The following is a 24,467-nucleotide window of genomic DNA, read 5'->3' as shown; positions in this document are numbered from 1 at the left end:
TGGGGGAGCGGCGTGGGCTGGCAACTGACCGACGACGTCGAGGAGTTCCGTACGGCGGCCGATCCGTGCCTCGCACGGGACGCCGCCCGTTCGACGCTGCTGCTGACGATCAGCGAGTCGTTTCGCGCCAACGGGGCGGCGACACCCGTACGGTTCGGCTACTGGCGCGCGAGCGACGCCGCCCCGGTCACCGCCGGTTTCGTCCAGACACCGCCGCTGCGTCCGCTGCTCGGTCCGATGCCGGAGCGGGCGGCGCGTGAACTCGTTCCCGTACTGCGGGCTGTCGACCCGGAGTTGACGTCCGTGCAGGGCGAGAAGGCGTGCGTGGAGGCCTTCGCCGCCGAGTGGACCGGGCGCTCGGGCGGGTGGCGGGTCTCGCACCAGGTACGGCTCTTCCGGCTGGACGAGTTGACCCCACCGGACCCCGCCCCCGACGGCCGGGCACGCCTCGCCGCCGATGCCGATCTGCCGCTGCTCGCCGAGTGGATGAGCGCCTTCGCCGCCGACACGGGTCAGCCGGACGTGGACTACACCCGGGCCACGGCGGAGCGCATCGTGGCGGGCCGGCTGTGGCTGTGGGACGTCGCGGGCGCACCCGTGGCGATGGCCTCCGTCTCCCCGGTCGTCGCGGGCCAGGCGCGGCTGTCACCCGTCTACACACCGCCCCGGATGCGCGGTCGCGGTTACGGGGGAGCGGTCACGGCGGCGGTCAGCCGGGCGGCGTCGGAAGCGGGCGCCGAACAGGTGCTGCTCTTCGCGGACATGGCGAACCCGACGAGCAACGCGCTCTACCGGCGCCTGGGATACCGGGTGCTGACGGAGAGTCAGGCGCTGACCTTCGAGTAGCGGCGAGTCGCGTGGAGCGCAAGGCGGAGGATCGGCGTTGTCGGAGTCGCCCAAGTACGCCCAGCCCAGTACGAGAGCGATCCTCCGCCTTGCGATCGCACGCACCGGACACCGTGGGGCCCGCCCTGCGGGCGGACGGCGCTACTTCTAAAACACGGCCTGGCCCTTCGGGCACGGGAAGCCGCGTTCGCACGCACTGACGTGACATCAGCCGCTGCCGCGGCGGGGCGCCCCTACCGCAGCGCCGCCGCCTCGCGGGCCAGTTTCTCCACCCGGCCCCAGTCCTTCGCCGCGATCGCGTCCGCCGGCAGCATCCAGGAGCCGCCCACGCAGGCCACGTTCCGCAGCGCCAGATACGACCCGGCCGACGCCGCGGAGACGCCCCCCGTGGGGCAGAACCGCGCCTGCGGCAACGGCCCCGACAGGGCCTTGAGATACGCCGTACCGCCCGCGGCCTCCGCCGGGAAGAACTTCATCTCCGTCACGCCGCGCTCCAGCAGCGCCACGACCTCCGACGTCGTCGAGACGCCCGGCAGGAACGGCACCCCCGACGTCCGCATCGCCTCCAGGAGCGTGTCCGTCCAGCCGGGGCTGACCAGGAAGCGCGCCCCGGCCTCGACCGAGTCCGTCACCGACCGCGCCGAGATCACCGTCCCGGCGCCCACCACGGCGTCCGGCACCTGAGCCGCGATGGCCCGGATCGCGTCCAGCGCGACCGGCGTGCGCAGTGTCACCTCGATCGCGGGCAGCCCGCCGGCCACGAGGGCGCGGGCCAGCGGCACGGCATCGGCGGCATCGTCCACGACGACGACAGGGACAACGGGGGCGAGGTCCAGCACGGAGGTCATGCCGCCATCCTGCCGCCCACCCACGCTCCTCGCAACGAGCGTTGCGCCCTGCGCAACGGTGGTGCGCGGGCGGTCTCAGTGGATCTCCGTCACCACCACGTCCAGCGACCACGACCGCCCGGCCCCGCCCGGTGCCGCGATCTCCACCACGTATCCCAACTCGCGCAGCGTCTCCACCAGTTGCTCGGGCGTCCTGGGACGGGCGCCGGACAGGAGGAGGTCGCGGACGAGGCGTCCCTTCGTGGCCTTGTTGAAGTGGCTGACCACCGACCGCTTCTCGACACCGTCCACGAACTGCGCGTGCAGGACGCGCACCGTCGCCGTACGCGCCGCGACATCGCCCGCCGGCTTCCACGCCGGCGCGTACGACGATGAGCGCAGATCCAGTACCAGCCCGTCACCCGCCACCTCGGGCAGCACCGGGGCCATCGCCTGCCGCCAGTGGGTGCTCAACGCCCCGATGCCCGGCAGCCGCACGCCCATCGAGCAGCGGTACGACGGAATGCGGTCCCCGACACGTACCGCGCCCCACAGCCCGGAGAAGACCAGCAGCGACTTCCCCGCGCGCCGCCGGGCGGCGGCGTCCAGCGTGGCCAGGCCGAGCGCGTCGTACAGGACGCCGGTGTAGATGTCCCCGGCCGGCCGCGTCCCCGCTGTCCGCAGCGCCACGTTCTTGGTGATCTCGCCGCGCAGGCCCTCGCTCAGGCCCAGGACCTCCGAGGCCTTCTCCTCGTCGGCGGCGCACAGCTCGACCAGCTCGTCCAGGACGGCGGCCCGTGCCTCGGCCAGTCCGGGCAGCGACAGTGATTCCGGCTTCAGCGGAGCCCCGCGGCCGGAAGCGGCCTTGCCTTCCGACGGCGGCAACAGCACGAGCACGGTGGTTCTCCTCAAGGACGTACGGACCGGGGGGTGGGGGCCCCGGTCCGCCAGGTTAAGCGACGCGGGGCGCGATCCCGTCGCTGAGCCCTCCGTCGGCGAGGGACGCCTTCAGCCGGGCCACCAGCGCCGCAGGGTCGTCCGCGTGGAAGCGGACCACCGTCGCCGAGCCGCGCCCGCCCATCGGACGTACGAACCCGACCGGCTCGCTCAGCTCCACCCGTACGGTCGTCTGGCCGCCCACGATCAGGTCGAGCGTCCCGCCGGGCTCGTCGATCCTCACCAACGAGCCGTCCGGGTAACGGCGTTCGACCCGCGCCGCCGTGATCAGACCACTCGCGATCGGCATGTCGAACAGCACACCCCAGCGCACCAGGAGCGACCCGTCGGCGCCGACGACATGCGGCCGGGTGACGCAGCCCGCGTGCATCGCGAGGACCATCACCACCCCGTACACATCCAGCACCAGCAGGATCATGTGCACCACCGGCCAGGGAATGAGCATCGCCAGCGCCACCGTCTCCACGACGGACACGAAGAGAAAGCCGTACATCATCGCCGTCTGCGGACCGGTGTACGAGGCGGCGAGATCACCCTCGCGTACGCCGTGCCTACGCCGGGCCACCCACCGTACGAGGCTGGTCAGACCGCGCGCCTCGTTGACGAGCAGCCGGCGCACGGTGGCCGGTACGGCGGCTTCCACGGCCCGCGCGAGGGCTGCCCGCCGCTCGGCCCCGGCCAGCCGCGCGGCCTTGTAGCGGCGCCGTACGACGACGGCCTCGACAACCACGACCGTCAGGACGACGGCCTCGGCGGCCCAGATCACCGGCGCCGGGACGGCCACGCCCGCCAGCAGACACCCGACCAGCGTCAACTCGGCCGGTACCAGCACCCACAGGGCTTTACTCATCTCCGCCCTTCCTCCTTCTCCGCCTCTGAGCGAGTGCGTCGGCCACCTGTCGCACCACCTCGGCCTGGGCGGGGGCGAAGTCGGCGAGAATCGCCTCCCCGACCCCCTCAAGCAACGGCCTCTCCGTGTCCGGCATCGAGTCCAGCACCGCCTCCGGGACCAGGGCCGTCAGAGCCGCGGCCAGCGGTCCGATACGCGGATCGTCGGTCGCGGCTCCGGCGAGCGCGTCGAGGCGGTCGTAGAGCGCGAGGACGTCCGGGTCGTCCATGAGGGGACGCATGGCCGCGTAGACGGTTTCGTCGCCACCCGCGGTGTCGAGCAGGGTGAGCAGTTCGCGGTCCTTCGCCGCCATCGCCGAATCCGTCTCCGGCATGGCCCGCAGCAACCGCGCCAGCGTGGGCGAGACCGGCCCTTCCGGAGGCAGCGTCCCCTCCAGCAGCTCGGCGAGCCTGCGCCGTCTGGTCCGGATCTCCTTCTCCTGCCGCGCCAGATCGGCGTCCAGTTCGCCGAGCACCTCCGCCAGCTCCCGCCCGGCGTCGTCGGCGAGCACGTCCCGTACCTCGTCCAGGCTGAGCCCCAGCTCCGAGAGCCGCCGGATCCGGGCGAGGAGGACGGCGTCGCGTACGGAGTAGACGCGGTATCCGTTGGACAGCCGCTCGGGCTCGGGCAGCAGGCCCATGTGGTGGTAGTGCCGCACCGCCCGCGAGGTGACCCCTACGAGCGCGGCGATCTCTCCGATGCGCATGAGCCCAGTAGAAACCCTGACGCTGCGGCAAGGTCAAGGACCCGGCCGGGCGGCCGTCCGCCCGCCCGGCCGGGTACCATGACGATCACGGCAGACGAGCCGGGCGGACGGCCGCGTGAGGATCCACGGATCTTCCCGAGGAACGTCCGGACTCCACAGGGCAAGGTGGTGGGTAACGCCCACCCGGGGTGACCCGCGGGACAGTGCCACAGAAAACAGACCGCCCGGCGCTCAGGCGCCGGGTAAGGGTGAAACGGTGGTGTAAGAGACCACCAGCGCCTGAGGTGACTCAGGCGGCTAGGTAAACCCCACTTGGAGCAAGGTCAAGAGGGGCCGTCGCGAGACGGCCCTGCGCGGACGTTCGAGGGCTGCCCGCCCGAGTCCGCGGGTAGACCGCAGGAGGCCGGCGGCAACGCCGGTCCTAGATGGATGGCCGTCTCCCCGGCCGCCGCGAGGCGACCGGGCGACAGAATCCGGCGTAGAGCCCGACTCGTCTGCCGCCCATGGTCTTTGACCAGCGCCTCGCTGGTCAGGGGCTCTTCTGCCTCAGATCCGGCGCTTGGCCAGACCCCGCTTCGTACGGGTTCGAACAGGGCCGCCCGGCTACGTACGTAGCCACGAGAGTAGCCATGAACAGTGGGGCCAGAGCTTGGCGGCAACTCGGCCGGGCCTGGCGCAAGTGGCCTCTGTCCTGGGTCATCCGGGTGGTCCCGGCGCGATACGCACGCATGGAGCCGACGCTCTTTCAACTTGTACCCCTCCGATAGCCCTTCTCGGCGGAGAAGCACTCCCCGGCTGTTCACCGGGGCCTGGTGCCGGTGTCCCTGTCGGGCTCGAAGTTCTACGGCGTCGCCGCCGACCCGGCCCCGGCGCGAGCCGCCTTCGCCGCGGCCCTCGGGGCGAACCTGCGGCTCCACCACGAGACGCAGGAGATCGCCGGTCACCCGGTGCTCCGCGTTGCGCTCCCGGACTGAGGGCCGCTGGGGGCGGCCAGCAGACCGAAGTGCTCCGTCACCCGCTGGGCGACCGCTGCGGGCGTCAAGGTGTCGGTGACGATGACGAACTCGTCCAGATCCGCCTCGGCGAGCTGGGCGGCGAGCGTCTCGTAGCGCTCCAGGTGCCACTGCAGGGCGTCGGGTCGGGCATCGGGATAGCGGCCGCGCAGCCGCGTCTCGGTGACCGCCGCGCCGGCCTCCAGTCGGACCGAGCGCACCGGGAGGGCGAGGGCCTCGGAGTAGCGGTGCCGGTCGGCGGCCGTGGCCAGCACCCCGGAGACCACCAGCTGGCGAGGCCCCACCCGTCGGTAATTCGTCCACACCGCGGCCATGTTGATGGCCTCGGTCAGGACGTTGTCCGGGTCGTCGTCGCCGGAAGGCCACGAGCGATGGAACCAGTCGACGTCCATCAGGCTGAAGGGCTGTCCGGTTGCTGCGAGGAGGTCGCCAACATGCTCCAGCACGGCCGATTTCCCAACGCCGTAACCGCCGTTGAGAAACAGGACGTAGTCGTTCGAGTGCATACGGCCACCCTACGGGCCGGTGCTCGAAGGAGGATGGGCAGCCGTAATAGAGCCCTTGTTGCCGCAGGCGGACGGGCGTGGCCGTCCGTGGCGTGATCACCGTCAGGTGGTCAACGGTGTGTTGTGGCGGTTGCGGACCGGGGTTCCGTGGCGCGACCTGCCCGATCGGTACGGGTCGTGGCAGACCGTACTCTCGCACCATCGATCACTTGCTGCTGTACTACTGGGAGAAGGCGAAGAATGACACCGACTGAGCGCGTCGAGGAAATAGCCTTCGCCCCTGAACTCTCTGTCGCTGACAAGGCGCAGAGCATCATTGAATACTTCTGCGCTCAGGGTGACCGAGGAGCGGAAAACGCCGGCGCGTGTCTCATGGAGACGACGGACGAAGCAGTGGCCGAGTATGTTGCGGAGTACCTTGAGCTCGTTCCTGACGCACGGCAGGTGAAGGTGCGAGCGGCCGAGCGGCTGCGCGCTGCGGGACCGGTCGTGCGGTCAGCGGCCCGGCTTGTTCCCTGGTTTCCGGAGTCTCTGACCGATGCGTTCATCGAGGATTACCTCTCATCTCCGGACCCCGACTCTCCGCTGGCTTCCGTCATCTTCAACATCGCCGCCTATCACCCCGATCGGCTACGCCCCTACGAGGATCGACTCGGCACTTCTCTCTATCGGGCCAGCCTCCTGTCCGGAGCCCCGGACGAACGGGCCGACTCCCTGCTGCGCGACTGGCGCGAGACCCACGATCGGACCGGCCTGCTCTCTCTCGCCCTCATCAGGACCCCTCATGCCGCTGACCTGATCACTTCGGTGCGTGACGAGGTCGATACCTATGACGAGTGGGAGTGGCTGATGCCGCTCGCGGGCCGCATGTCCGACAGCGGGGCCGCGGCAGGATTCCGCCCGGCGTTCATGGGGTTCGTCACCGACCGGGGCGAGAGCCCGCACGTGATGGGTGGACGGTACGAGCAGGACGTTCCTCTCTGCGCGCGGTGCAACGCGCCGGCGGACAGGGTGCTCACCCTCTCCGTTAGTGATCTGCCGTACGAGTTCAGCGGTGATCCCTCGTTCTTCTGGTTCTCCTGCGACTGCGACGAAGTCGACATCCTTTACGCACAGTTCACGGCCGACGGGACGCGTGCTTTCTATCAACCGCAAGGGCCTTCTGCCGAGACGTCACGCGTGGTTCCCGGCGAGTTGTCCATGACGCTGGAAACGCACCCCAACCAGACGGGTGTGAGTCGGGTGGCCATCACCGGAAGGTCGCGGCACCAGGTGGGCGGACTACCGCGCTGGCCTTCACCAGAGACGCACCCGCTCTGTCCTGGATGCGGAAACTTCATGCCTTTCCTTGTCGCGGTGGACAGCGGCCTGACTCCCTTCGGCCCGATGGGGTTCGGCGCTTCGCTCTTCGGCTTCTGGTGCGACCGCTGTTCCATGTCGGCCGCTCGGTCGCAGATCTGAACCCCCGGAAGGAGGAGCCGTGAGCCGATGGGCATGGACAAGCTGCACGAGGACGAGGAGAGCCTCTCCGACGTGGGCGATGTCGAGATGCTCATGGACAACTACAAGAGGGACCATCCGACGCTGAAACTCACCGGGCTGGATGTCCTGCTCGCCTCCCTTCGCGAGAAGGACGAAGAAATCAATGGAATTGGGAGTTCTAGGGACCTGAGTTGATCGCCGCAGGGGACTTGATCGAGTCGGAAGGCGGCCTGATGCCCGCCGCAGGCTCCTGATTCGTTGCGGTGGGCTCTCCTCATATCGTCGGGAGGGCCGCTGAGCCGGCAGGATGAGCAATCGCTATGCGATGGTTCGTTGACGACGCGAGTGATCGAAGGTGGGACGCTCTCGTGGGCAAGGCCATCGGCGAAGGATTTGTGCTGCTCCGGCCTCAGATCGAGCCGTGATCACGAGGAGTAGGTGGCGGGGCGCTCGACGCCCCGCAGCGCACCGAGGGTCAGTCTCGCGAGTCCTCGGACGTCGGCGGTGTGCTGCGTGTCAGCTCTGGCCATGACGTCGGGGGTGGGCCAAACGCGCGACGGCCGGCCCTCACCGCCAGAGTGGCGAGGGCGGCGTTGGCGCCGCCGCCGATCACAGCGCCGATACCGAACGGTGCCACTCGACCGAGAACGATGATTCCCTGCTTGGTCCCGTACTTCGTGATGAAGTTCTTCCCCAGAATCTTGTTGATCTGACGCAACGTCTCGACCGGCACCTTGGCGACAACCTGGCGACCCCAGTGTTGACCCGTGCGCTCCGCGACCTTGGAAATGGTGGTGGAGCCGCTCCCGCCGAGCATGAGTCCCATGACGATCGTTCTGCGGCGCTCGACCTCGTCGATGGGGACTCCGTGAACTTCGGCGATCGAAAGCGCGAAGAGAGCGCTCAGCTCAAGAGACGAGAGAGTCTCGCCTGCCGACATTGCCAGTGCGAGGCCCGTGCCGACGCCGGGCGCGGCTGCGGTTGCTCCCACCGCAGCACCCGTCCCGCTCAAGGCGCCGACGTACATCCGCTCCAGACTGCGGATCACCTGCGCCGGTGTCGCCTCTGGGTTCCGCTGGCGGGCTCGGGCGATGTTCTTGCGCACCAGCGGAGTCTGGAGGTCGATCGCCTTGTCCATGAGATCGAGGACTCGCTGCCCACGTGCGGTTGCTTCCGGATCCGGTCTGTCGTAGGTATCTGATGCCATGTCTGGGCCCCCAGGTCGTTACGCCCCATTTGTAGCTGACACTCAATCAGCCGAACGGACCTTGCGCCAGATGGAACAGGCCATGTCGAAGAGGGAGCCGACACGGCGGACGCCGACAGCCTCTGCGATGCACTGGCGCATGGGCGGGGGGCCTCAGTAGTGGAAGCGGGCCTTGAGGATCTTGACTTCCTTCTCGTCCACCCGGTAGACGAGCCGGTGCTCGTCGTCGATCCGGCGTGACCAGTAGCCGGACAGGTCGCCCTTCAGGGGCTCCGGCTTGCCGATGCCGGTGAAGGGGGTGCGCTGGATCTCCGCGATCAGCCGTGTGATCCTGCGGGCCATGCCGCGGTCCGAGCCGAGCCAGAACAGGAAGTCTTCCCATCCGGCCGGGTCGAAGTGGACGCTCCTCACCCGTCACCCGCCAGCTCTTCCAGCTCTTCCATGGTCCTGGTGACCACGGTCTCGCCGGCCCTGTCCCGTGCCACGGCTTCCATGAGGCTTCTCGCGTTGGCGGGGGAGCGCAGCAGGTAGACGGTCTCCTGCCAGGAGTCGTAATCCTCGGAGGACATCAGTACCGCGTCGCCGCTCTTGGAACTGATGCGCACGGGGGTGTGGTCGTCGTTGACGCGCTTGATAAGTGGGAAGAGGTCCTTGCGGGCCTCGCTGGCGCTTATCGTCATTTGCGACACCTCTCTCCTGATGGTACGGAATAATGGTACCATGCTGGTACTGAACTCCGGTACAAGTGGTGGAGTGGGCTGCGTTCGGTGTGGGCTCCTTGGCGTCAGCTGACCGCGCCGCCTCACTGCCGCGGCCCGAGTGGGACGTATCCGGCAAACCCGATCGGATTCCGACCGGTCAGGGGCGCGCAGGCTGACGATTGAACGATTGATATGAAGGCCGGTATTCGGCGCAAGGGGAGTTGGCGCCTGCCCGGCAGCCGAACCCTTCGCCGCCGACCTTCAGGCGGAAGTGGCGCGCAAGCCGCAGCAGAAGCAGGTCCACAAGGCCCTCGCCGCCCTGCTCGACGCGGGCGGCACCCTGCCCGTGACCGCGCTCGCCCAGCGGGCGGGCATGCCCACCACCCGGGGCGACGGCTTCGCCGCGGTTCCCGCAGCAGCTTCGCGAACGTCGTCAGCTCGTCGATCATCTCCTGCGGAAGCGGCTTCTCGTCGAAGTGGGCGATCCGATTGCGGATGTCCTTCACTCGCTTCAGGCGGCCGATGAACTGTTCCCTGGGCAGGTTGGGCCACTTCAGGGCTTCCCAGTTGGCGTCGGCGCTTTCGGCCAGCGACGTTTTCGTCTGGTCGCCATCAAGGAGCCTCAGGTAGTCGCCGAACATGAGGTCGAAAATCTGCCCTGTGCGGTGCTCGGGCTTCTTGTTCGTCTGGACGGCCTTGACGGTCTCCTCGTCCAGCGCCGTGCCCAGGCAGCGGCGCAGCAGGGACTCGATCTCCCCGACGATGAAGAAGGGCCGTGCCGCGCCCTCGAAGCGGTCCGTGACGTCCGCGGCGGTGACAATGCCGGAGAGACAGCCGTCGTCGCCTCGGACCAGGAGATACCCGTGCTCGCGGACGACCGGCAGAGCGGAGAAGAACTCCTGGAGGGTGCCGGCGACCGGGAGGGAGTCCTTCTCCATCGCGTTGTCCAGCGTCGGCTGCTTGCCCGCCTCGTACATCTTGGCGACGGATCCCCAGGTGACCACCCCGTGGATCTGCGCCATACCGGTGGTCACCAGGACCTGCGCGACGCCCTTTGTGCGCATCAGGAACGTGGCCTGTGGCAGGGGCGTGCCGGGGCCGACGGACACGAGCCCTCGCCGCGCCGACGGGATGTCCCCGAGCAGCAGACGCTGCGGAAGGGCGGCCGAGGGCAGGGACTCCTGCGTCTCGTCCTCCTCCACGTCGGCGGGGGCGACCTGCGCGGGCACGGACGCGAGCGGCACCACGTCGACGTTGCTGCGCTGGCCGCACACGGCGAAGTCCGGCAGCGTCGTCAGCCCGGCGTCCGTGAGTGCTTGCGAGATGCGGTGCACCGACCGGTGATCACGGACTCTGACCTGGAACAGGTCAAGGATGTCCTGCACGGGGACGGTTCTGCCCGTGAGCGCGGCGAGGTCCTGCCCGCCCGGTGTGGCCGTCATCGGGCGTGGCCCTCCGTGAGGTCATGGAGCATGGTCCTCTTGCCCGTGGCGGCGTGCACGAGATCCTGCAACTGCTTGGAACGGTCGCTGTAGAACCGTTCGTAGTTGTTGTCGCGGAGCGCTTCCGGATCGATGAGGTGGGTGGCGAGTACGTCGTCGAACCACTCGGGTCGCATGTCGGAGGCTAGGACGCTGGCGCCCCGGCCATGTCCATCGCCGCGCGGTAGGACAGCGGGGTCTTGTTCACGATGGAGTTCGTGGGCAGGCCCTCACTGTTGCCCCGCCGGAACCAGGTCTTGGGGAAGATCTGCCGGACGTCCACGCTGTACTCGTCCAGCCTGCCGGGGTTGAGCGGCCTGTCCGTGTGGTGCCAGTCCACCGCTCCCTGCTTGATGAGCAGGGCGTAGATGCCCTTGTAGGCGGCGCTGTCTCGGTAGAGCCGCCGTACATCTCGCCGAGGACCCCGCACCAGTACCACTGCTCGGTCTTCTCCTCCGCTCCCAGCCCGTCCAGTGCCGTGTCGAGGATGGCGCGGACGGCCGCGAGCGGGACGAGCTGTGTCTTGTACGGCAGATCGTTCGGGCGGACGATGCACTGCCGTTCGAGCGCATACAGCGGACCGCCTGCTCCAGGGCGGGGTGTCTCCTTACGTAGCGGTCAAGGTAGCCACACAAGCTCCCTCGCTACACGTTTGCGCAGGTCATTGCGCTGCGATGGCTCTCCCCGGCGTAGAGCCCGACTCGTCTGCCGCCCATGGCATTTGGCCGGCGAACCTACTGGCCGGCTTTCTTCACGTCGACGCCCAGTCCTGCCCACAGCTCCTGCTCGACCCGGCTCGGAGGGGTCGGGCAGTGTCGTTCCGGGTGGCCGGTCGGGGGCCCCTGGAGCCGGGCGCCGTTCCCGCGGCCGTGTGTGGCTTGCGGCGGCCGGGCTTCCTGCGGAGTGTGGTCGGGGTCCGGGGCAGGGTCGTCGAAGTGGACACCGGCCAGCGGTCCGACGGTGAGGGAGCCGTACTCGACGAGCATGTTCCACACGCCGGTGACCGCCTTGTCGAGCCAGGACCTCGGCCCCATGCCGCCCCTCTTCTCCCGCACTGGTACTGAGGCGCTCCTGCGACGACCTCCGATGGCGCCTATGCTCACCGCTTGGCCTGAAGCGTCGCTTAAAGCGCGTCGCGGAAGGTCGTGACCATGAAAATCTCATATTCCGGGGCAGACGGATTCCCGCCAAAATCATGATCGGCTAAGTGTCGCTGCGGGCGACAACGTGTCAGTGTTCCAGCAGGCGGAAGGAGCAGTTCCATGGAGATCGGGGTTCTCGGGCCGCTCGTGGTGAGCATCGACGGCACATCCGTGGTGCCAAGTGCGGCCAAACCGCGCCAGATGCTCGCACTGCTGGCGGTCAACGCGGGCTGTGACGTGAATGTGACGACGCTGACCGAGGAGTTGTGGGACTCAAGTCCCCCCAGCGGGCCCGCGGGAGTTGTGCAGACCTACGTCAAGCAGCTGCGCCGGGCCATCGCAGACGCCTTGGGACCGGAGCACGAGTGTGCCCCGAAAGAGGTGCTGAGCCGCAGCTATGCCGGATACGCGCTGAACATGCCCGCGCCCGTCTTGGAGGCCGACCTCTTCCAGCAGCTCACCGGTCGCGGGTTGCGGGCACTGGCCGGCGGCAACGACGAGACCGCTTCGGAGCTGCTGGGCGAGGCGCTCGGCATGTGGCGTGGGCAGCTCCTAGCCGACGTACGCATCGGACCCGCGCTCCGCGTCGAGCTGCTACGGCTGGAGGAGGCACGTCGCTCCGCGCTGGAGGGGCGGATCACCGCAGACCTCCGGCTCGGCAGGCACGCCGAAGTGATCGGCGAACTCCTCGCACTCACTGAGCGCTTCCCGCTCCAGGAGCGTCTGCACGGGCTGCTGATGCTGGCGCTCTACAGATGTGGACGCTCGTGGCAAGCGCTTGAAATTTTTCGAAAGCTACGCGCGTCGACCTCCCAGGAGCTGGGCATTGAGCCTTCCCTGCGCGTCCAGAAACTGCATCGGGCGATCCTGGCCGCCGACCCTCAGCTCGACCTCGCCGCACCGAGTTTGGCAGCGTTTTAGCGGTCCCCGGCAGCGTGGGCACCGCGTTGGCCGGGACCGCACGACCGGTTGACGCATCCCGCACCCGGACGGCCCGCTCACACCCTGGACTGAACCGAGACGGAGCGACACGATGCGATACCTGTCCCGGAAGCGACCGGGCTTCGAACCGGAGCCCGCGACACGGCTGTTCTGCTTTCCGTACGCGGGCGGCGGCGCCTCGGCGTACCGGCGATGGCAGCGCGGCCTCGACGCCCATGACGCCGGAGTACAGGTGATGCCGGTACAACTGCCCGGCCGCGAGGAACGGTACGACGAACCCAGGTTCACCGATCTGGACGCCCTCATCGACGACTTGGACGCACAGCTCGACAAGGAGCTGGCAGAGCCCCACATCTTCTACGGCCACAGCATGGGGGCGCTCATCGCGTACTCGCTCGCCCGGCGGCGGCAGTCGCGCGGGGCCGCCCTGCCCCGGGCACTCGTGCTGAGCGCCTACCGTGCCCCGCACCTGCCGTCCCCGGCGCTCGCGGACCCGGACGCCGGGGACGAGGAGCTCGTCGCCGGCCTGGCCGCGCTCGGCGGCATCCCGGAGACGCTGCTCGGCCATCCCGAATTCCTCTCCGCGCTCCTTCCGGTGGTCCGTGACGACCTCCGGCTGTGCATGGGCAGCGTCGCCCCGCACATCGAGCCGCTGCGGGTACCGCTGCACCTGTTCGCCGGACACGCGGACCGGCTGGTCACCGTGGACGAGATGCTCTCCTGGCGGAGGCACGCGGGGAGCGGCTGCGACGTGCGAACGATGCCCGGCGGACACTTCTTCGTCAGATCGGACGAGGGCGCCTTCCTGCGTGAACTCGCCTCCCTGACACGCCGGTACGCCTCGGAGCGGGTCGCGGTGTAGCCGACCGGCACCGCGACCGCGGCCGGCCGCTTGTACAGATCCATCGCGAAAGGAAGTAAGTCCCGTGACTCACAACGCCACGGAAGGCGCCACCAGGAGCTCGGCCTCACGGCCGGTCCGCGCGGTATGGGTGGTCGCGTTCGTCCTCCTCCTGGTCTTTGCGGTGTTCGAGGCGACGAAGTACGGCGGATGGGTGCTCGTCGCGGCACTCGCCGGTGCCATCGCACCCGACCTGTCGTTCCTCGCCGGCATCTCCGGCGGCCCGCACCAGCACGGCCAACTGCCCCGCAGAGCCGTACCCCTCTACAACCTTCTGCACCGGCCCGTCGTGCCCGTGGTCGTCATGCTCGCCTGCCTGATCCCCGAATCCCCGTCCGTCGCCGTCCCCGTGTTCAACTTCGGTCTGGCCTGGCTGGTGCACATCGCCGCCGACCGGGCCCTCGGATACGGCCTGCGCACCCCCGAAGGATGGCAGCGCTGACACATCTGGGGCGCTTTGGCCTCGCACAAGGCGTCGCTGCGAGGCTCGTCCAGGTCCCCGACCGCGTCTCTTGCCGCGCGTCGGTCACTCGAACCACCGCACAAGCAACCGCTGAGCACCTGTTGCCGGAGGAAACGTATGGACACGACGGACACGACGCATGGCGGGTCGGAGACCGACCGACCTGTACTGGAATACCCGTTCCACCGCCCTTCGGCCGTCGAAGTGCCTCCCGTCTACGAGGAGTTGCGGGGCAAGTGCCCTGTCGCCCATGTCCGGCTGCCCACCGGCGACGAGGGCTACGTGGTGACCCGCTACGACGACGTGCGCACCGTGCTCGCCGATGACAGGTTCAGCCGCGCCGCCACCATCTCCCCCGAGTCGCCGCAGCTCACCCCCACGCCTCCCGTGCCGGGCAGCCTGTTCACCACGGACGCGCCCGAGCACACCCGGCTGCGCAGGCTCGTCTCACGGGAGTTCACCGCCCGCCGCGTGCAGAACATGCGTCCCCGTATCCAGGAGCTGACCGACGGACTTCTGGACGAGATGGAGAAGCTCGACGGGCCGGTCGACCTCAACACGGCACTGGCCTTCCCGCTGCCGGTGATGGTGATCTGCGAACTACTCGGTGTGCCCTTCGAGGACCGCGACCGCTTCCGCGAGTGGTCGGACGCGTTCGTCTCCATTACCGCGCACACGTCGGAGGAGATGGCCGCCCAGCGCCAGCAGATGATCGGGTACCTCGGGGAACTCGTCAAGCGCAAGCGGGAGGAGCCGACGGACGATCTGATGGGGGCGCTCGTCGTCGCCAGCGACGAGGAGAGCAGCCTCAACGAGTACGAGCTGATCGTCATGGCGGCGACCATCCTCGTCGCCGGTCACGAGACCACCGTCAGCATGATCGGCAAGATCGTCCTGACCCTGCTGCGCCACCCCGAGCACATGGCCATGTTGCGCGAGCACCCCGAAAAGCTCGACCACGCCATCGAGGAGCTGCTGCGCGTCAACCCGATCGGTGACGGCGGCCCGCTGCGGATCACCCTGGAGGACGTCGAGGTCGGCGGCACCCTCATCCCCAAGGGCAGCGCGGTCCTGGCGGCGGTCTGCTCCGCCAATCAGGACCCCGACCGCTTCCCCGGTGCGCAGGCGAACGAGTTCGACCCCGAACGGCCCGAGGCCGTCCACCATGTCGCGTTCGGCCACGGCCCGCACTTCTGCGTGGGCGCCGCTCTGGCCAGGGCGGAGCTGCAGATCGTCATCTCCTCGCTGCTGAACCGCTTCCCGGGTCTGCGGCTCGCGGAGGAGGTCGATTCCCTGGAGCTGACGACCGGGATGATGGTGCACGGTCTGAAGGCGCTGCCCGTCACCTGGTGACGGACCAGGGCCGGTCCTGATCGCCCCGTCCGCCGGCCGGCCCACAGGGCAAGGGCCCGGCCCGCACGAGAACGTGCGGGCCGGGCCCCTGTCCTGCGTCCGCCGGTCGCGCCGGCGGACGGCACCAGTCATCACACTCGGGTGGCGGGCGACTGCGCCTCCACGACGTGCGGCCCCGGCTTCTGCAACTGGAAGTACGCGCCCGCCAGCACCCGTTCCTTCAGCTTCTGGCTCCGGTCGATCACCCGGTACAGCGAGCGGCGGCCGACACCGCCGACGCCGTGCAGGGCGAACAGCCGCTCCTGCCGCAGTTGCAGACCGCGCGACTTGGCGACCGACTCCTCCCGCGCCCGCTGGAACTCGGCGCCCGCACGCGCCAGCGCCGCCTCGTCCCCGCCTGCGTCGATGGCGTCACGCACCAGCGGCGCCAGCGTCACCGCGTCGATGATCGCGTGATTGACGCCCTGGCCGAGGATCGGCGTCAGCGTGTGTGCCGCGTCGCCGATCAGGACCAGGCCCGGCATGGACCAGCTCGGCACCATCGTGGTGAAGATGTCCAGCATCGAGGTGTCGGACCAGGAGCGGATCTCACTTCGTACCGACTCGGCCAGCTCGGGAGCGAGCCCGTCCAGCCGCTCGTACAGCGCGGGCAGACCCTGGGCGCGCAGTTCCTTCAACCCGCCCTTGGGGATGTTGAAACCGACACGCACACTGTCCGGGTGGGTCGGGATGAACAGCCCGTGCTGGTCGCCGCGGATCCGGATGCGATAGGTACGGTCGTCCCACTCGGACGGGAACGGCAGCTTCAGCCACACCACGTCACGTTCCAGCGGCACCTTCGTGTACGGCAGGCCCGACATGTCACGGACCTTGCTGAACCGGCCGTCCGCCGCCACCGTGAGCGCCGCGTGAACAGTCAGCTCGCCCTCCGGGGTACGGGCCACCACCCCCGTGACCGGACCGCTCTCGCCGCCCGAACGCAGCAGACGGGTGGCGGTCGCCCGGCGCACCAGGGTGAAGTGCTCCGGGTGCTCTTCCTGCCCGAGGGCCGCCAACGCCGAGAGCAGCGCCGGCTGGGGCATCTCCACGGGGTAGGGGTGCGGATACGGGAAGCGGCGGAAGTCGGCGCGCAGCACCGTGCTGCCGGAGTCGACGATCTCCATTCTGTGCATCTGCTGGTAGGCGCCGTCCAGTCGGCCGAGGACGCCCAGCTTGTCGAGCAGCCACACAGAGTCGGGAGAGACCGACTCGCCCCGGAACGACCGGTCGAAGTGACCGCTCTGTTCCACCACCACGACCGAGACCGAACGCTTGGCGAGCTCAACGGCCAGCGTGAGTCCCGCCGGGCCTCCTCCGACCACACACACGTCCGCGGTCAGCTCAGTTGTCATCGTCGCTGCTGCCTTTCCGAAGGAGTCATCATCCACGGATGGTCCGCAGCCCGCCTAAAGCAGCTCTTGCGGGCGGCCCGCGCGGCGGCCGGGGCACCCGCGCGCAAGCCCGTCTTTAGGGTCCGGGCACAAGCTCCCAGGCGCCCGCCCCCGCAGAGAGGCGAACCGACCGTGAGGACAGCAGTGACGACGTCCGACCTGGACCGCACCGGCCCCGTCAGCCCCCTCGTCCGGCTCCGCGCGTTGCACGGCGAGCAACGGCTCGCCGCCGAGTACCCGGTGGTGCCCGGACTGCTCGCCGAACTCGCGCAGCAGGACGACGGGTTCGCCCAGTTGTCCCGCGCGGGCAGGCTGCTCGCCAAGCTCGCTCCCGAGGACATCGCGGAGCGTCACACCGGCGTCGTACCCGCGACTGTCGCTGTCACGGGACACGGCACCGTCGACGGGCTGACCGCACCGCTCACCGCGGAACTCGCCCGCCACGGCATCCCGCTGCGCGTACGCGTCGGCGACCACGACTTGTGGCTGCGCGACCTCCAGGACACCAGCAGTGACCTGTACGCCCCGGGCACCGAACTCGCTCTGTGCCTTCTCGACGCCCAGATCGTTTTCGACGAACTGCCGCTGCCCTGGGGGACGGAGGACGTCGCCAGGAGCGTCGCCGGCAAACTCGAACTCCTCGACGGGCTCGCCTCCCGCTACGGCGAACACGGCACCGGAACGCTCGTGCTCAACACCCTGCCGCTGCTGCCCCAGCACACGCAGCAGCTGGTCGATCACCGGTCCCGCACCGAACTCTCCATCATCTGGCGGGAGTTCAACATCGGTCTGCTGCGACTCGCCGCCGCGCACCCGCGGCTGCACGTCGTCGACCTGGAGCCGTTGATCGCCGAGAGCGGACCGGTCCGTGACCCGCGGCTCGCCGCCTACGCCAAGGTGTACCTGGGGGAGGAGGTGCTCGCCCGGTACGCGCGTCAGACCGGCCATCTGCTCCGGACACTGCGCGGCAGGGCCAAGAAGGTCCTCGTCCTGGACCTCGACAACACCCTCTGGGACGGCATCCTCGGCGACGACGGACCCGACGGCATCGCCGCCGCCACCACCTACCGCGGTGAGGTCTTCGGCCGGCTCCAGCGGGTGGCCAAGCAGATCGGCGGCCAGGGCGTACTGCTCGCGGTCTGCAGCAAGAACGACCGGGAGCCGGTGCTGGCCGTGCTCCGCGATCACCCCGACATGACCCTGCGCGAGGCCGATTTCGTCCGGATCGTCGCCAACTGGGAACCCAAGGACGGAAACATCCGGCACATCGCCGACCAGCTCAATCTCGGCACCGACAGCTTCGTCTTCGCCGACGACTCGCCCTTCGAACGCGGCCTCGTCGCCTCCTCACTCCCCGAGATCGCCGTGATCGGCCTCGACGAGGAACCGGCGCTGCACATCGACCGGCTGCTCGCCGACGGCTGGTTCGACGTACGGGAGCTGACCACCGAGGACCGGGGCCGCGCCGTGCAGTACCGCCAGGAGGCGGAACGGCAGGACCTCCGGCGGACCACCGGCTCGATGGAGGAGTACCTGCGCGACCTCGGTGTGTCCGTCGAGGTCGCCCCGGTACGCGACCACGAAGTGGCCCGAGTCTCCCAGATCACCCTGCGCACCAACCAGTTCAACCTCACCACCCGCCGGCTCCAGGTCCCCGACGTCCGCGAACGGCTCGGCTCGACCGACGACTTGGTGCTCGCCGTGCGCTCCCGCGACCGCTTCGGTGACAACGGGGTCGTCGGCGCCCTCTTCGCGCACCGGGAGGACGAGGCCCTGCGCATCGACAACATGCTGCTCAGCTGCCGGGTCTTCGCCCGCGGTATAGAGCAGGCCACCATCGCCGCGCTGCTGGAGCACGCCGTGGACTCGGGCGCGGCCGAGGTACGCGCGAGCTACCGGCCCACCGCCAAGAACCACAAGATGCGCGCCTTCTACCCGTCGCTCGGCTTCGAGCAGGCCGCCGAATCGGCGGACGGCACTGTCGAGTTCAGGCACCCGCTCACCCGGCTGCCCGAGGTGCCGGGACATGTGACCCTCGACGCGACCATCCGCAGTGGCACCGGATGACGTGCTCCGCGCCACCGGGTGCCGGGAACGCACAAGCGTCTCCTTAGTGGCCCCGACGACGATCGTGATGTCAGAGCAACCCGTGCCGGCGCCATGCCAGCGGAACTCGGAGAGGTCGGAGAAAGACGTTGACGAACTTCCGAACCTTCACGGAACTGGTTCTTGCACGCACCGAGGCCCGCAACGACGCGGATGCCTTCGTCTTCCTGCCCGACGACGCCCACGGCTCGGTGCCGCAGCACCTCACCTTCGCCGGGCTCGACCAGGAGGCGCGCCGGATCGCTTCCTGGCTCCAGGAGCGGAAGGCCGCGAACCGCCAGGTCCTCCTGCTCTACCCGTCGGGCCTGGACTTCATCAAGGCGTTCACCGCCTGCCTGTACGCCGGTGCCGTGGCCGTGCCGGGAACGCTGCCCACCGAGCAGGGCCAGCACTTCGCCCGGATCTCCGGCATTCTGCGCGACGCCGAGGCGTGTGCCGTGCTCACCGACTCGGCCAACGCTCCCGCGATCTCCGCCTGGCTGGCCGCGGAGGGCTTCACCGACGTGGCGTGCCTGGCCACCGACGACCTTGCCCAGGGCGACGCTGCCGCCTGGCACGCGCCCTCCCTCACTCCGGAGAGCCTAGCCTTCCTGCAGTACACCTCCGGCTCCACCAGCGACCCCAAGGGCGTCGTGGTCTCGCACCGCAACCTGCTCGCCAACGAGGCGGCGATCCAGCGGTCGACCGGTTCCGGCCCGGAGTCCGTGTGCGGCGGCTGGCTGCCCTTCTACCATGACATGGGCCTGATCGGGCACATCCTCCACCCGCTCTACCTCGGTGGCAAGGGCGTCCTGATGGCACCCTTCACCTTCCTCAAGCGCCCCTATCGCTGGCTGAAGATGATCGGCGACTACGGACTCACCACCGGCGGCGGCCCCAACTTCGGGTACGACCTGTGCGTGCGCAGGGTCACCGACGCGCAGCTGGAGACGCTCGACCTGTCGTCCTGGACCGCCGCCTGCAACGGCGCCGAACCCGTCAGGGCCGAGACGGTCCGCGCCTTCACCGAGCGCTTCGCGCCCGCGGGATTCCGCCCCCAATCGATGTTCCCCTGCTACGGCATGGCCGAGACGACCCTGCTGGTCACCGGCATCCCGCAGACAGCCGTCGCCCGGGTGCTCGATGTCGACGCCGACGCCCTGGAGCGTGGCGAACTGGCCGACCCGCGCGCGGACGCCTCCACCCGCTCCCTCGTCAGCAGCGGAATCGCGCGGGACTTCGAGATCCGCGTCGTCGACCCGGAGACCTACGTCGAGAAGCCCGGGGGACACGTCGGCGAGATCTGGATCAAGGGCGAGAGCGTCGCCTCCGGCTACTGGAAGCGGCCGGAGACCAACAAGGAGATCTTCGACGCGGCGATCTCCGACGGCTCGGGCGGACACGACGACGGCGGCTGGCTGCGCACCGGCGACCTGGGCGTACTCCAGGACGGAGAGCTGTACGTCACCGGCCGGCTCAAGGAGTTGGTCATCCTCGCGGGCCGCAACCTCTACCCGCAGGACGTCGAACGCGCCATCCAGTCCACGGACAAGGCCTTCGGCACCGGCGTCGGCGCCGTCTTCGCCGTCGATACCGACCGCGAGCACCTGGTGGCCATCCAGGAGGTCCGCCCCGGCAGCGTCTCCACCGACCTGCGGACCGTTGCCTCCGGCGTCCAGAGCTTCATCAGCAAGGAGTTCAGCATCCCCGCCGGTAACGTCCTGCTGGTACGCCCCGGAACAGTCCGCAAGACCACCAGCGGCAAGATCCAGCGGACCCTGATGCGCAAGCTGTTCCTGGAGGGCGGGATCACCGCGCTGTACGAGGTCCTGGAGCCGGCCGTCCGCGAACTGATCGCCTCAGCCGAGGCCGCCGACGCCACCGACGCCGCCCCGTCCCTGGAATCGGTGGTCTGACGTGGAGCACCCGCCCTACCGGCTCGCGGAGGAGTTCGACCGCTTCCTCGGCGACCCCGACGACCCCGACGAGGTCTTCTCCTACGCGCGTTGCGCGGAACTCGACGACAAGGAGGAGTTCCCCGCCGACATCTGCCACAGCTTCCAGGAGTGGGGCCTGCCCGACCAGTACGTACCGGTCGAGTACGGAGGCAGGCTGCGCGACTACGAGCACGTGCTCCAGCTCGTCCGCACCGTCGCCCGCCGCGATCTGACCAGCGCCATCGGACACGGCAAGACCTATCTCGGCGGGGTCTGCGTATGGGTGGCGGGCTCCGCGGAGCAGGGCGCCCGGCTCGCCACCGACATCATGGCCGGGGTCCCCGTCTCCCTCGGGCTCACCGAACGGGCCCACGGCAGCGACCTGCTGGCCAATGACGTGCATACCGATGACAAGGCGGACAAGGCGGCGGACGCCGACGGCAAGGCGGACCACTGGGTGGTCAGCGGCGAGAAGTGGCTGATCAACAACGCCACGCGGGGGTCGGTGCTGTCGCTGCTGACCCGCACCCATCCGGACGGGGGCCCGCGCGGGTTCAGCGTCCTCCTCGTGGACAAGCGCGAACTCGACGAGGACACCTACCGCCACCTCCCGAAGATTCCCACTCTCGGCATCCGCGGCGCCGACATCTCCGGCATCGCCTTCGACGGCGCCCGGGTGCCGCGAAGCGCCCTCGTCGGTGCCGAGGGCGCCGGCCTGGAGATCGTGCTGAAGGCGCTCCAGCTCACCCGCACCATGTGCGCGGCACTGTCGCTCGGCGCCGGTGACCACGGACTGCGGCTCGGCCTGGACTTCGCCGAGGAGCGCGAGCTGTACGGACGGCGGCTGATCGACCTTCCCCAGGCCAGGCACCTGCTGGCCGGCGCCGCCGCCGACGTACTGCTGCACGAGGCGGTGGCCCTGGTCGCCAGCCGCGCCGTACAGACCCAGACCGCGGAACTCAGCGTCACCTCGGCCGTCATCAAGTACCTGCTGCCCACCGGCACCGACCAGGTGCTCGCCGACCTGACCGGGCTGCTCGGCGCCCGCGCCTTCCTCAAGGACGTCCACGCCGACGGCCGCTTCCAGAAGGTCGCGCGCGACCACCGCATCGTCGGACTCTTCGACGGCAACACCCTGGTCAACCTCAACTCCCTCGTCAACCAGTTCCGTCCACTGGTCCGCGGCTTCAAGCGCGGCACCGGCGACACGGCCGGCGGCGCCGCCGCCTGCGACCTCGCCACACCGCTGCCGCCCCTGGACCCCTCGAAGCTGTCGCTGGTCGCCCGGCACGGCAGCGGAGTCATGGCGGGCCTCGCCGCCTCCGTCGAGGAGATCACCCGGAGGGCGGGACTGAACCCCGCGCTCGAACCGGTGGCCGAGGCCGCGCGGCGGCTCCTCGCCGTCACCCACGCGGTGCACACCGAGATGGAGGAGTACCAGGGCGTGCTCGCCGAGGTCCCGGCCGCCGCCTTCGAGGTCGCACGCCGCTACACCCTGTGCTGGGCGGGAGCGGCCTGCGTAGGCCTGTGGACGCACAGCGTCGACAGCCTCCGCGACGACGCCGCCACGGGCGCGCTGTGGCGCGACGGCCTGTGGCTGCGCACCGCCCTCGACCGGTTGCTGGTCCGCCTCGGCGAACCGGCGGCGGACAACCGGGAGACGTACGACGAACTGCTCGGCGCCCTGCGGGCGGCCCGATCCTCGGGCCGGCTGTTCTCGTTGCTGCCGCAGCGGGGCCCCGAGCGGCAGCCCGCGATGCCCGCCGCGGCCGTCGGCGAGACTGAGAGGACGTCATGCTGATCGGCACAGAGCCCCAGGACACGCACCCGCCGACCGGGGCCGTACGGGACGGCGACGGGGCACCGGGCCAGGAGGCGCGGGCCGTGGCCCGCGTCGCCGAACTGGACCGGCGGATGGGCGACCCCACCGACGAGAACAACGAACTGTCCTACGGCCGGCTGCTCCAGGCGGACGAGGCCGGTGAACTCTCCGGGGCCGGCGAGCGCGCCCTCGACGAGCTGAGGCTCGGCGCCGACTTCGTGCCACGCGCCGAGGGGGGCCGCCTGGAGCGGCTCGACACCCTCGTACGTGTCATGCGACAGGTGTTCCGCCGCGACGTCGCCCTCGGCCTCGGCTACGGCGTGACCTCTTTCATGGCCGCCGTGAACGTCTGGGCCTCCGGGGACGCCGCGCAGCGCGAACGCCTCGCCCGGATCCTCACCGGCGGCGGCAAGATCTCGGTCGCCTACCACGAACTCGCGCACGGCAACGACTTCGTCCGCAACGAGTTCGAGGCCCGTCCCGTAGAGGGAGGCGGGTATCTGCTGAACGGATCCAAGCAGGTCATCAACAACGCCGATCGCGCGGACGCCTGGGTTCTGTTCGGTCGCACCAGCCCCGCGCCGGGCAGCCGCAGCCACTCCGTGCTCTTCGTCGAGCGCGAAGGGCTCGACACGGACACCTGGCAGGTACTGCCCCGCTACGACGCCGTCGGCGTGCGCGGCTGCCATCTGTCCGGACTACGGTTCGACAACACTCCCGTGCCCGCCTCGACGCTCGTAGGCGAGACCGGAAAGGGAGTCGAAACCGCCCTGCGCGCCTTTCAGATCACCAGGTCCGCGCTCCCCGGCATGGCGGTCGGCACCACCGACACGGCCCTGCGGACCGTCGTGCGCTTCGCGCTGGGCCGACGGCTCTACCGGAAATCCGTCATGGAGATCCCGCACGCCAGGGCCACCCTGTCCGGAGCCTTCACCGATCTTCTGACCTGCGACAGCCTCTCCCTGGCCGCGACCCGGTCGGTGCACCTGCTGCCCGAACAGACCAGCGTCTTCGCCGCCGCCACCAAGTACCTGGTCCCGAAGCTGCTCACCGACGCCATGCACGAGCTCTCCATCGTGCTCGGGGCCCGCTTCTACGTCCGTGACGGTGAGCACGGAATCTTCCAGAAGCACATCCGCGACCTGCCGGTGCTCAGCCTCGGCCACGCCGGCTCCGTGGCCTGCCAGGCCACGATCATTCCCCAGCTGTCCCGGCTCGCCCGGCGTTCCTGGTTCAGCGACGAACCGGCGCCCGCGGAACTCTTCCAGCCGCGCGCCGACCTGCCGGACATCCCCTACGACCGGCTCACCCTGGCCAGCGGACGGGACGGGCTCAGCGCCACGCTGATCGCGGCCGTGGACACGCTGCCCGGCGCGACTCCCGAGGAGCAGGCCGTCCACGGGCTCGCGCGCCAACTCGTCGACGAGCTGCGGCAGGTCCAGGAGGCGAGCCGCGCGCTCGCACCCGAGGACCGTACGGCGCTGGCCGCCCCCGGCACCTTCGCTCTCGCCGACCGCTACGCCGTCCTGCTCGCGGCGGCCTCGGCGATCGGTGTCTGGCAGCAGGCGTCCCGCGACGGCGGCGACACATTTCTCGCCGACCCCGCCTGGCTCGCCGCCGCGCTGCACCGGCTTGCCCGGCGGCTCGGCCGGCGGCCCGCCGAACTCCCGGCGTCCGTGGACGCCCGGGTGCACGAGGAGGTACTGCGCAGGTTCCACGCGCGCAGCAGCTACGACCTGTACGACACCCCGCTCGCGGGCTGACGGAAACCTGCCCG

General features: G+C 69.7%; 22 protein-coding genes, 1 other RNA gene and 3 pseudogenes. 14 read left to right on the top strand and 12 right to left on the bottom strand.

Annotation, left to right across the window (positions count from 1 at the left end; all coding sequences use genetic code 11):
• Window positions 1–12: 12 nt before the first annotated feature.
• Window positions 13–846, top strand: coding sequence for a GNAT family N-acetyltransferase (locus ACIBLA_RS32225; RefSeq protein ID WP_363243081.1), 834 nt, complete (start codon window positions 13–15; stop codon window positions 844–846).
• A 233-nt stretch (window positions 847–1,079) separates the two neighbouring features.
• Here ACIBLA_RS32225 and eda read toward each other — a convergent pair whose 3' ends face one another.
• From eda to ACIBLA_RS32205, 4 genes are all read right to left on the bottom strand, one after another.
• Window positions 1,080–1,694, bottom strand: coding sequence for a bifunctional 4-hydroxy-2-oxoglutarate aldolase/2-dehydro-3-deoxy-phosphogluconate aldolase (eda, locus tag ACIBLA_RS32220; RefSeq protein WP_363243080.1), 615 nt, complete (start codon window positions 1,692–1,694; stop codon window positions 1,080–1,082).
• A gap of 75 nt (window positions 1,695–1,769) precedes the next feature.
• The gene (yaaA, locus tag ACIBLA_RS32215; RefSeq protein ID WP_363243079.1) at window positions 1,770–2,570 is read right to left on the bottom strand and encodes a peroxide stress protein YaaA; all 801 of its coding nucleotides are present in this window, start codon (window positions 2,568–2,570) and stop codon (window positions 1,770–1,772) included.
• A 55-nt stretch (window positions 2,571–2,625) separates the two neighbouring features.
• Window positions 2,626–3,480: a hypothetical protein gene (locus tag ACIBLA_RS32210; protein ID WP_399200675.1), complete on the bottom strand. Its 855-nt coding sequence runs from the start codon at window positions 3,478–3,480 to the stop codon at window positions 2,626–2,628.
• Complete coding sequence (locus tag ACIBLA_RS32205; protein WP_399200674.1) at window positions 3,473–4,225, bottom strand: MerR family transcriptional regulator; 753 nt, start codon at window positions 4,223–4,225, stop codon at window positions 3,473–3,475. The genes ACIBLA_RS32210 and ACIBLA_RS32205 overlap by 8 nt, the downstream gene beginning before the upstream one ends.
• Before the next feature lie 95 nt (window positions 4,226–4,320).
• Between ACIBLA_RS32205 and rnpB the strand changes: the two genes are divergently transcribed.
• Together rnpB and ACIBLA_RS32195 are read left to right on the top strand one after the other, a co-directional pair.
• Window positions 4,321–4,722, top strand: an RNA gene (gene rnpB, locus ACIBLA_RS32200) — RNase P RNA component class A.
• 315 nt (window positions 4,723–5,037) lie between these two features.
• Window positions 5,038–5,199, top strand: coding sequence for a hypothetical protein (locus tag ACIBLA_RS32195; protein WP_363243061.1), 162 nt, complete (start codon window positions 5,038–5,040; stop codon window positions 5,197–5,199).
• Here ACIBLA_RS32195 and ACIBLA_RS32190 read toward each other — a convergent pair.
• Window positions 5,166–5,744, bottom strand: coding sequence for a hypothetical protein (locus tag ACIBLA_RS32190; RefSeq protein ID WP_399200673.1), 579 nt, complete (start codon window positions 5,742–5,744; stop codon window positions 5,166–5,168). The two genes, ACIBLA_RS32195 and ACIBLA_RS32190, sit on opposite strands and share 34 nt — an antisense overlap.
• Window positions 5,745–5,763: 19 nt before the next feature.
• Here ACIBLA_RS32190 and ACIBLA_RS32185 point away from each other — a divergent pair.
• The 3 genes and pseudogenes from ACIBLA_RS32185 to ACIBLA_RS32175 all read left to right on the top strand — a co-directional run.
• A pseudogene (locus ACIBLA_RS32185) lies at window positions 5,764–5,961 on the top strand (transposase); the annotation flags it as partial.
• 23 nt (window positions 5,962–5,984) lie between these two features.
• Entirely contained in the window at window positions 5,985–7,205 is a 1,221-nt protein-coding gene (locus tag ACIBLA_RS32180) for a hypothetical protein (RefSeq protein ID WP_399200672.1), read from the top strand.
• 27 nt (window positions 7,206–7,232) lie between these two features.
• The gene (locus ACIBLA_RS32175) at window positions 7,233–7,421 is read left to right on the top strand and encodes a hypothetical protein (RefSeq protein WP_399200671.1); all 189 of its coding nucleotides are present in this window, start codon (window positions 7,233–7,235) and stop codon (window positions 7,419–7,421) included.
• A gap of 280 nt (window positions 7,422–7,701) precedes the next feature.
• Here ACIBLA_RS32175 and ACIBLA_RS32170 read toward each other — a convergent pair whose 3' ends face one another.
• The 6 genes and pseudogenes from ACIBLA_RS32170 to ACIBLA_RS32145 all read right to left on the bottom strand — a co-directional run bounded on the left by ACIBLA_RS32170 (window position 7,702) and on the right by ACIBLA_RS32145 (window position 11,670).
• Entirely contained in the window at window positions 7,702–8,364 is a 663-nt protein-coding gene (locus tag ACIBLA_RS32170; RefSeq protein ID WP_399200670.1) for a hypothetical protein, read from the bottom strand.
• Window positions 8,365–8,586: 222 nt separating this feature from the next.
• Window positions 8,587–8,844 (bottom strand): Txe/YoeB family addiction module toxin, encoded by a 258-nt coding sequence (locus ACIBLA_RS32165; protein WP_363243056.1) that lies wholly within the window; start codon window positions 8,842–8,844, stop codon window positions 8,587–8,589.
• Entirely contained in the window at window positions 8,841–9,113 is a 273-nt protein-coding gene (locus ACIBLA_RS32160; RefSeq protein ID WP_329144506.1) for a type II toxin-antitoxin system Phd/YefM family antitoxin, read from the bottom strand. The genes ACIBLA_RS32165 and ACIBLA_RS32160 overlap by 4 nt, the downstream gene beginning before the upstream one ends.
• 431 nt (window positions 9,114–9,544) lie before the next feature.
• Window positions 9,545–10,576 (bottom strand): annotated as a pseudogene (locus tag ACIBLA_RS32155) (CBS domain-containing protein); the annotation flags it as partial.
• A pseudogene (locus ACIBLA_RS32150) lies at window positions 10,573–11,182 on the bottom strand (hypothetical protein); the annotation flags it as partial. The pseudogenes ACIBLA_RS32155 and ACIBLA_RS32150, both read right to left, overlap by 4 nt.
• A 167-nt stretch (window positions 11,183–11,349) precedes the next feature.
• The gene (locus ACIBLA_RS32145; protein ID WP_363243055.1) at window positions 11,350–11,670 is read right to left on the bottom strand and encodes a DUF6059 family protein; all 321 of its coding nucleotides are present in this window, start codon (window positions 11,668–11,670) and stop codon (window positions 11,350–11,352) included.
• A gap of 207 nt (window positions 11,671–11,877) precedes the next feature.
• Between ACIBLA_RS32145 and ACIBLA_RS32140 the strand changes: the two genes are divergently transcribed.
• The 4 genes from ACIBLA_RS32140 (at window position 11,878) to ACIBLA_RS32125 (ending at window position 15,416) form a co-directional block, all read left to right on the top strand.
• Window positions 11,878–12,678 carry a BTAD domain-containing putative transcriptional regulator gene (locus ACIBLA_RS32140; RefSeq protein WP_399200668.1) on the top strand — a complete coding sequence of 267 codons (801 nt, stop codon included), beginning with the start codon at window positions 11,878–11,880 and terminating at the stop codon, window positions 12,676–12,678.
• Window positions 12,679–12,790: 112 nt separating this feature from the next.
• Entirely contained in the window at window positions 12,791–13,561 is a 771-nt protein-coding gene (locus tag ACIBLA_RS32135) for a thioesterase II family protein (RefSeq protein ID WP_399200667.1), read from the top strand.
• A gap of 64 nt (window positions 13,562–13,625) precedes the next feature.
• The gene (locus tag ACIBLA_RS32130; protein WP_363243052.1) at window positions 13,626–14,042 is read left to right on the top strand and encodes a DUF4260 family protein; all 417 of its coding nucleotides are present in this window, start codon (window positions 13,626–13,628) and stop codon (window positions 14,040–14,042) included.
• A gap of 138 nt (window positions 14,043–14,180) precedes the next feature.
• Complete coding sequence (locus ACIBLA_RS32125; protein ID WP_363243051.1) at window positions 14,181–15,416, top strand: cytochrome P450; 1,236 nt, start codon at window positions 14,181–14,183, stop codon at window positions 15,414–15,416.
• A 131-nt stretch (window positions 15,417–15,547) separates the two neighbouring features.
• Here ACIBLA_RS32125 and ACIBLA_RS32120 read toward each other — a convergent pair whose 3' ends face one another.
• Window positions 15,548–16,807 carry an FAD-dependent oxidoreductase gene (locus ACIBLA_RS32120; RefSeq protein WP_399200665.1) on the bottom strand — a complete coding sequence of 420 codons (1,260 nt, stop codon included), beginning with the start codon at window positions 16,805–16,807 and terminating at the stop codon, window positions 15,548–15,550.
• A gap of 183 nt (window positions 16,808–16,990) precedes the next feature.
• Here ACIBLA_RS32120 and ACIBLA_RS32115 point away from each other — a divergent pair, with 183 nt between their 5' ends.
• The 4 genes from ACIBLA_RS32115 to ACIBLA_RS32100 all read left to right on the top strand — a co-directional run bounded on the left by ACIBLA_RS32115 (window position 16,991) and on the right by ACIBLA_RS32100 (window position 24,453).
• Window positions 16,991–18,913: an HAD-IIIC family phosphatase gene (locus ACIBLA_RS32115; protein WP_399200663.1), complete on the top strand. Its 1,923-nt coding sequence runs from the start codon at window positions 16,991–16,993 to the stop codon at window positions 18,911–18,913.
• A 128-nt stretch (window positions 18,914–19,041) separates the two neighbouring features.
• On the top strand, window positions 19,042–20,847 hold the full coding sequence (locus ACIBLA_RS32110) for a fatty acyl-AMP ligase (RefSeq protein ID WP_399200662.1): 1,806 nt from the start codon (window positions 19,042–19,044) through the stop codon (window positions 20,845–20,847).
• Window position 20,848: 1 nt separating this feature from the next.
• Entirely contained in the window at window positions 20,849–22,669 is a 1,821-nt protein-coding gene (locus ACIBLA_RS32105) for an acyl-CoA dehydrogenase family protein (RefSeq protein ID WP_399200659.1), read from the top strand.
• Window positions 22,663–24,453 (top strand): acyl-CoA dehydrogenase, encoded by a 1,791-nt coding sequence (locus ACIBLA_RS32100; RefSeq protein ID WP_399200658.1) that lies wholly within the window; start codon window positions 22,663–22,665, stop codon window positions 24,451–24,453. The genes ACIBLA_RS32105 and ACIBLA_RS32100 overlap by 7 nt, the downstream gene beginning before the upstream one ends.
• The last annotated feature ends 14 nt before the right edge of the window (window positions 24,454–24,467 follow it).

This window comes from Streptomyces sp. NPDC050433, assembly GCF_044458565.1.
GTDB lineage: Bacteria > Actinomycetota > Actinomycetes > Streptomycetales > Streptomycetaceae > Streptomyces.
The sequence above is the reverse complement of the archived record's forward strand: the minus strand, read 5'-3'. Positions and strand labels throughout refer to the sequence as shown.

Excerpts from the sequence above, each read along its gene's own strand:
- eda (WP_363243080.1), bottom strand. The coding sequence starts at position 1,694 with ATGACCTCCGTGCTGGACCTCGCCCCCGTTGTCCCTGTCGTCGTCGTG.
- ACIBLA_RS32210 (WP_399200675.1), bottom strand. The coding sequence starts at position 3,480 with ATGAGTAAAGCCCTGTGGGTGCTGGTACCGGCCGAGTTGACGCTGGTC.
- ACIBLA_RS32205 (WP_399200674.1), bottom strand. The coding sequence starts at position 4,225 with ATGCGCATCGGAGAGATCGCCGCGCTCGTAGGGGTCACCTCGCGGGCG.
- ACIBLA_RS32190 (WP_399200673.1), bottom strand. The coding sequence starts at position 5,744 with ATGCACTCGAACGACTACGTCCTGTTTCTCAACGGCGGTTACGGCGTT.
- ACIBLA_RS32180 (WP_399200672.1), top strand. The coding sequence starts at position 5,985 with ATGACACCGACTGAGCGCGTCGAGGAAATAGCCTTCGCCCCTGAACTC.
- ACIBLA_RS32175 (WP_399200671.1), top strand. The coding sequence starts at position 7,233 with ATGGGCATGGACAAGCTGCACGAGGACGAGGAGAGCCTCTCCGACGTG.
- ACIBLA_RS32170 (WP_399200670.1), bottom strand. The coding sequence starts at position 8,364 with ATGGACAAGGCGATCGACCTCCAGACTCCGCTGGTGCGCAAGAACATC.
- ACIBLA_RS32160 (WP_329144506.1), bottom strand. The coding sequence starts at position 9,113 with ATGACGATAAGCGCCAGCGAGGCCCGCAAGGACCTCTTCCCACTTATC.
- ACIBLA_RS32140 (WP_399200668.1), top strand. The coding sequence starts at position 11,878 with ATGGAGATCGGGGTTCTCGGGCCGCTCGTGGTGAGCATCGACGGCACA.
- ACIBLA_RS32135 (WP_399200667.1), top strand. The coding sequence starts at position 12,791 with ATGCGATACCTGTCCCGGAAGCGACCGGGCTTCGAACCGGAGCCCGCG.
- ACIBLA_RS32125 (WP_363243051.1), top strand. The coding sequence starts at position 14,181 with ATGGACACGACGGACACGACGCATGGCGGGTCGGAGACCGACCGACCT.
- ACIBLA_RS32120 (WP_399200665.1), bottom strand. The coding sequence starts at position 16,807 with ATGACAACTGAGCTGACCGCGGACGTGTGTGTGGTCGGAGGAGGCCCG.
- ACIBLA_RS32100 (WP_399200658.1), top strand. The coding sequence starts at position 22,663 with ATGCTGATCGGCACAGAGCCCCAGGACACGCACCCGCCGACCGGGGCC.